Annotated in this window: 4 protein-coding genes; 2 read left to right on the top strand and 2 right to left on the bottom strand. The window is 73.8% G+C overall.

What is annotated here, in order from left to right; all coding sequences use genetic code 11:
- Positions 1 to 75: 75 nt before the first annotated feature.
- The gene (locus ACFUMH_RS18425) at positions 76 to 1452 is read right to left on the bottom strand and encodes a cryptochrome/photolyase family protein (RefSeq protein ID WP_378208946.1); all 1377 of its coding nucleotides are present in this window, start codon (positions 1450 to 1452) and stop codon (positions 76 to 78) included.
- Between the two features lie 171 nt (positions 1453 to 1623).
- Between ACFUMH_RS18425 and ACFUMH_RS18430 the strand changes: the two genes are divergently transcribed.
- On the top strand, positions 1624 to 3156 hold the full coding sequence (locus ACFUMH_RS18430; RefSeq protein ID WP_378208948.1) for a peptide MFS transporter: 1533 nt from the start codon (positions 1624 to 1626) through the stop codon (positions 3154 to 3156).
- Positions 3157 to 3216: 60 nt separating this feature from the next.
- Here the strand turns inward: ACFUMH_RS18430 and ACFUMH_RS18435 are convergent, their stop codons facing one another.
- Positions 3217 to 4197, bottom strand: a complete 981-nt coding sequence (locus tag ACFUMH_RS18435; protein WP_378208953.1) for a LacI family DNA-binding transcriptional regulator — start codon at positions 4195 to 4197, stop codon at positions 3217 to 3219.
- A gap of 142 nt (positions 4198 to 4339) precedes the next feature.
- On the opposite strand from ACFUMH_RS18435, the gene ACFUMH_RS18440 reads away from it, so the two are divergent.
- A complete protein-coding gene (locus ACFUMH_RS18440) occupies positions 4340 to 5644 on the top strand; it encodes an ABC transporter substrate-binding protein (protein WP_378208951.1) in 1305 nt (434 codons plus the stop codon).
- Positions 5645 to 5742: the final 98 nt, after the last annotated feature.

Raw genomic sequence — 5742 nt, forward strand, 5'->3', positions numbered from 1 at the left:
GTGCGGGTGTTGCAACACCCGCACTCGTGACGCATGTACCGCGCTCGACGGGTGGGTGGGTGGGGCGGGGTGGGGTCAGGTCGGGCGGCGGGCGTGGTCGGCGAGGGCGACGCGGCGCTCGTGCGCGTGGTCGACCATCGGCGGCGGGTAGTCCTCGGGCGCCGCGAGGCCGAGGGTCCACGGCTCGTGCACCGCGGCCGTCGGCACGTCCCGCAGCTCCGGCACCCAGCGGCGCACGTACGCGCCGTCGGGGTCGAACTTCCTCCCCTGCGTCACCGGGTTGAACACGCGGAAGTACGGCGCCGCGTCGCGGCCGGTGCCGGCGACCCACTGCCAGTTCAGCTGGTTCTGCGGCACGTCGCCGTCGACGAGCCACGCCATGAAGTGCGCCGCGCCGCGCTGCCACGGCAGGTGCAGGTCCTTGACGAGGAACGACGCGGTGACCATGCGCATCCGGTTGTGCATCCAGCCGATCGAGCGCAGCTGGCGCATGGCGGCGTCGACGACGGGGTAGCCGGTGCGCCCCTCCGTCCACGCGGCGAACGCGGCGTCCGCGTCCGGCCCGGTCGCCCACGCGTCGTCGGGTACGACCGCCCGCAGCGACTCCCACGAGGCGCCCGGCACGTGCCACAGCACGTCGGCGTGGAACTCCCGCCAGGCGAGCTCCGACCGGTACGTCGTCACCGACTCCGCGAGCGGGCCGGCGGCACCCCGCCCGGCCTCGGCGAGGTCCGCGAGCATCGTCCGCGGGTGGATCTCGCCGTACTTGAGGTGCGGCGACATGACGGACGTGGTGTCGAGGTCGGGCCGGTTCCTGTCCTCGCGGTACCCGGCGAGGTCGTCGTGGACGAAAGCGTGCCAGCGGACGAGGGCGGCCTCCTCGCCGGCGGCCGGAAGCCGCACGTCCGTGGACGGGCCGTCGGGCAGGCCGTCGCCGCGCACGACCGCCCACGGGACGTCCCGCGGACGCGGCGCGGGCGCCGACCACCCGTGGTCGAGCCACGCGTTCCGGAACGGCGTGAAGACCCGGTACGGGTCGCCCGCGCCGGTGCTGAGCAGGCCGGGCCCGACGGCGTACGGGGAGCCCGTCGCGACGAGCGGGACGTCGCCGAGCGCCTCCGCCACGGCGGCGTCGCGCCGCCGGCCGTAGGGCTCGGTCGCCGCGCTCACGTGCACGGCCGACGCGCCGAGCTCGCGCACGAGGTCGGGGACCACGTCGACGGGGCGTCCGTGCCGCACGACGAGCCGGCCGCCGAGCGACGCGTCCAGCGCGCGCAGGCTCGCCGCGAGGTAGGCCAGCCGCGGTGCGCCCGAGACCGACCACAGCCGCGGGTCGACGACGAACAGGGGGACGACCCCGTCGCCCTCGGCGCGGGCCTGCGCGACGGCCGCCACGAGGGCGGGGTGGTCGGCGAGCCGCAGGTCGCGGCGGAACCACAGCACGGTCGGCACGCGGCACGCTAACCCGGGGCCGTGCGGGCGGCGAACGCAGCGGGCGGCGGACGCAGCGGGCGGCGGGCGGGGCGGCGTCGGCTCCCGCGCGGACCGGTGCGGCCCGGTGTGACGGGACCCACGGCCCCGGAACGCGCGCACCGGTGTCCGGGCGGGGTGAGCATGGAGGACATGAGCAACGCCGCCGACCTTCCCGTGCGGGCCACGCCCACGGAGGGTCGAACCTTCCTCGGTCACCCCGCCGGGCTGTTCACGCTGTCCGGCACCGAGCTGTGGGAGCGGTTCAGCTACTACGGCATGCGGGCGATCCTCTTCTACTACCTGACCGACACGGTCGAGAACGACGGGCTCGCGATCGACGAGGCCACGGGCCTCGCGCTCGTCGCGGTGTACGGCTCGGCCGTGTACCTGCTCACCGTCGTCGGCGGCTGGGTGGCCGACCGGCTGATCGGGGCGCGGCGCGCGACGCTGTACGGCGGCGTCGTCATCGCCGCGGGGCACGTGTGCCTCGCGCTGCCGACCGCCGCGACCGCCTACCTCGGCATCGTCCTCGTCGCGGTCGGCACGGGGCTGCTCAAGCCGAACGTCTCCAGCATGGTCGGCGAGCTGTACCGCCGCGACGACCCGCGGCGCGACTCGGCGTTCTCGATCTTCTACATGGGCATCAACATCGGCTCGGTCGCCGCGCCCCTGCTCGTCGGGCTGGCTCGCAGCATCGGCGGGTACCACGCCGGGTTCGCCGTGGCCGCCGTCGGGATGGCCCTCGCGCTCGTGGTCTTCGTGCTCGGGCGCGGCCTCCTGCGGGGCGCGGGGGAGGAGGCGCCGAACCCTCTCACGCCCGCCGACCGGCCGGGGCTGGCCCGCGCCGGCGTGCTGATCGCGCTCGCCGTGGCCGCCGCGGTCGCGCTGGGCTGGCTCGTCACGACCGCCACGGACCGCAGCGAGGGCCCGCTCGACGTCGTCATCAACGGGCTGTCCTACCTGGCGTTCGCCGCGCCCGTGGCGATGTTCCTCGTCATGTTCCGCTCGCCCAAGGTCAACGCCGCCGAGCGCTCGCGACTGCGGGCGTACGTGCCGCTGTTCGTCGCGGCAACACTGTTCTGGATGATCTTCGAGCAGGCGTCGAGCACGCTCTCCGAGTACGCGCGCGACCGCACCGACCTGCAGGTCCTCGGCACGACGATCTCGCCGGAGCTCTACCAGTCCGTGAACCCGGCGGCGATCATCGTGCTCGCCCCGGTGTTCGCGTGGCTGTGGCTGCGCACGGGCGACCGGCCGTCCACCGCGATCAAGTTCGCGCTCGGCCTCGGCCTCGCCGCGCTGAGCTTCCTGTTCCTCGCCGGCGCGACCGCGGCCGTCGGCGACGCGAAGGCGCCCTGGTGGGTGCTCGTGGTCGTGTACCTGCTGCAGACCCTCGGGGAGCTGTGCCTGTCGCCGGTGGGCCTCGCGGCGACGACGCTGCTGGCGCCGCAGGCGTTCCGCGGCCAGGCGATGGCGCTGTGGTTCCTCGCACCCGCGGCGGGCAACGCCATCACCGCCCAGCTCGTCGGCGCCACGCAGGACGTGCCGGTCGTCACGTACTTCGGCGGGATCGGCCTCGTCGCCCTCGTCCTCGCGGGCGTCATGGCGGCCCTCGCGCCGTGGGTGACCCGGCACGTCGCCGCCGGCGCGGAGAGCGACGAGGAGGTCGCCGCGCGTGCGTGACAGGGGCGGGTCGTGAGCGGCGGGCGTCACCCGCCGACGCCGGGCGCGCCGCGCCGGGCGTCAGACGGCGGGCGGCGCCGTGGACGCGCGCACGACCAGCTCCGTGGGCAGCCGCAGGTGCGGCTCCCGTTCCCGGCCCGCGACCAGGTCGACGAGCAGCTGGAGGGCCTCGGCGCCCATCTGCTGCAGCGGCTGGCTGATGGTCGTCAGGGGCGGCGTGCACAGCGCGGACTCGGGCACGTTGTCGAACCCGATGACGGACAGGTCGCGCGGCACGTCCAGCCCGAGCTCCTGGGCCACGCGCACGAGCGCGATGCCCGACAGGTCGTTCGCGGCGAACACGGCCGTCGGCCGGTCCGCGCGGTCGAGCAGCTCCCGGGCCGGCGCCGTCGCCGTCTCGGGGCGGTACCCGCCGTTGCGGACCAGCGACTCGTCGACCTCCAGGCCGGCCGCCGCCATGGCCTGCCGGAAGCCGCGCTCGCGCTCGCGGGCGGACTCGAGGTCCGGGCGGCCGCCGAGCAGGCCGATGCGCCGGTGGCCCAGCGCGAGCAGGTGCTCGGTCGCGGTGACGGCGCCGGCGAGGCTGTCCGCGTCGACGGTCGGCAGGCCGGACGGCCCGGCGTGCGGGTCGACGGCGACCACCGGGATGCCGGGGACGGCCTCGAGGACGGTCGGCGTGACGATGACGGCCCCGTCGATCAGCGTCCCGGACAGGCGCGAGAGGTAGCGGCGCTCCCACCCGACGTCGGCGTGGCCGCCGCCGCCGGAGTAGGCGAGCAGCTCGTAGCCCGTCGCGGTGACGGCGCCCGAGGCGCCCTTGAGCAGCTCGGTGGAGAAGGGCTCGAACTCGGCGACGAGGATGCCGAGCACGTTGGTGCGCGAGCTGCGCAGCGAGCGCGCGCCGAGGCTCGCCTCGTAGCCCAGCTGGGCGATGACGCCCTGGACGCGCTCCAGGGTGCTCTGCGAGACGCCGTAGCGACCGTTGACCACCTTCGAGACGGTGGCGACCGAGACCCCGGCAGTTCGGGCGACATCGGCCATCTTGACGCGAGGAGCGAGGTCCACGTGGGTGATCGTAGAGCAACCGTGTCGATAACGTTATCGACATCGATTGACACGACTTCTGGACGGCTGATTACCTAACGCCCGTCCCTCCCTCTCAAGGACGACGAGGAGATCGAAGATGAAGAGGACTACCGCCCTCCGCGCCGTGGCGCTGGGCGCTGGACTCGCGATGCTCGCCACCGCCTGCAGCTCGGGCGGCACCGGCGGCAGCGAGGAGACCGCTGGTGGCGACGGCGAGAACGTCACGCTGCAGTGGTGGCACAACTCGAACACCGGCGAAGGCAAGGACTACTACGACCAGGTCGCCGACCAGTTCGAGCAGGACAACCCCGGCGTGACGATCGAGGTGAGCGCCCTCCAGCACGAGGACATGCTCACGAAGCTCGACGCGGCCTTCCAGACCGGGGACACCCCCGACGTCTTCATGGAGCGCGGCGGCGGCGAGCTCGCCGCCCACGTCGAGGCCGGCCTCGTCAAGGACATCACCGAGTCGGCGTCGGAGACGATCGCCAACATCGGTGGCGTCGTCGACGGCTGGACCAACGAGGACAAGGTCTACGCGCTGCCGTTCTCCATCGGCGTCGTCGGCTTCTGGTACAACAAGTCGCTCTTCCAGCAGGCGGGCATCACCGAGCCGCCCGCGACGATGGAGGAGCTCAACGCGGCGAACGACAAGCTCAAGGCCGCGGGCATCGAGCCGATCTCGGTCGGCGCCGGCGACAAGTGGCCGGCCGCCCACTACTGGTACTACTTCGCGCTGCGCGAGTGCTCCAAGGACGTCATGGGCGAGGCCATCGCCACCCGCGACTTCTCGGACGACTGCTTCCTGCGTGCCGGTCAGGACCTCGAGGCGCTCGTCGCCACGAAGCCGTTCAACACCGGCTACCTCGCCACGGTGGCGCAGACGGGTCCGGCCTCCGCGTCGGGTCTGCTCGCCACGGGCAAGGTCGCCATGGAGCTCGCGGGCCACTGGGAGCCGGGCGTCATGAAGGGCCTCACCGAGGACGGCACCGGCCTCGGCGAGAACACGGGCTGGTTCCCGTTCCCGGCCGTCGAGGGCGGCGAGGGCGACCAGGCCGCGCAGCTCGGCGGCGGTGACGCGTGGGCCTGCTCGCAGGACGCGCCCGACGTCTGCGTCGACTTCATCGAGTACCTGCTGTCCGACGAGGTCCAGAAGGGCTTCGCCGAGTACGACATGGGTCTGCCGACCAACCGTTCCGCCAGCGCGTTCGTCCAGGACCCGGCGCTCGCCGGCCTGCTGGCCGTCCGCAACGACGCCCCGTACATCCAGCTCTACCTGGACACGGAGTTCGGCGAGAACATCGGTGGCGCCATGAACGACGCGATCGCGACCGTCTTCGCGGAGCAGGGCTCCGCGCAGGACATCGTCGACGCGATGACGTCCGCAGCCGCGAACGAGTGAGTGACGTGGCCAGCGACCTGACCCCCCGTACGCAGGGGAGGGGACCCAGGGGCGCAGCCGCGGGAGCACGCACCGGCGCCGCCGGCCAGGCATCGGCC

This window comes from Cellulomonas sp. NPDC057328 (assembly GCF_042667215.1).
Lineage (GTDB): Bacteria > Actinomycetota > Actinomycetes > Actinomycetales > Cellulomonadaceae > Cellulomonas.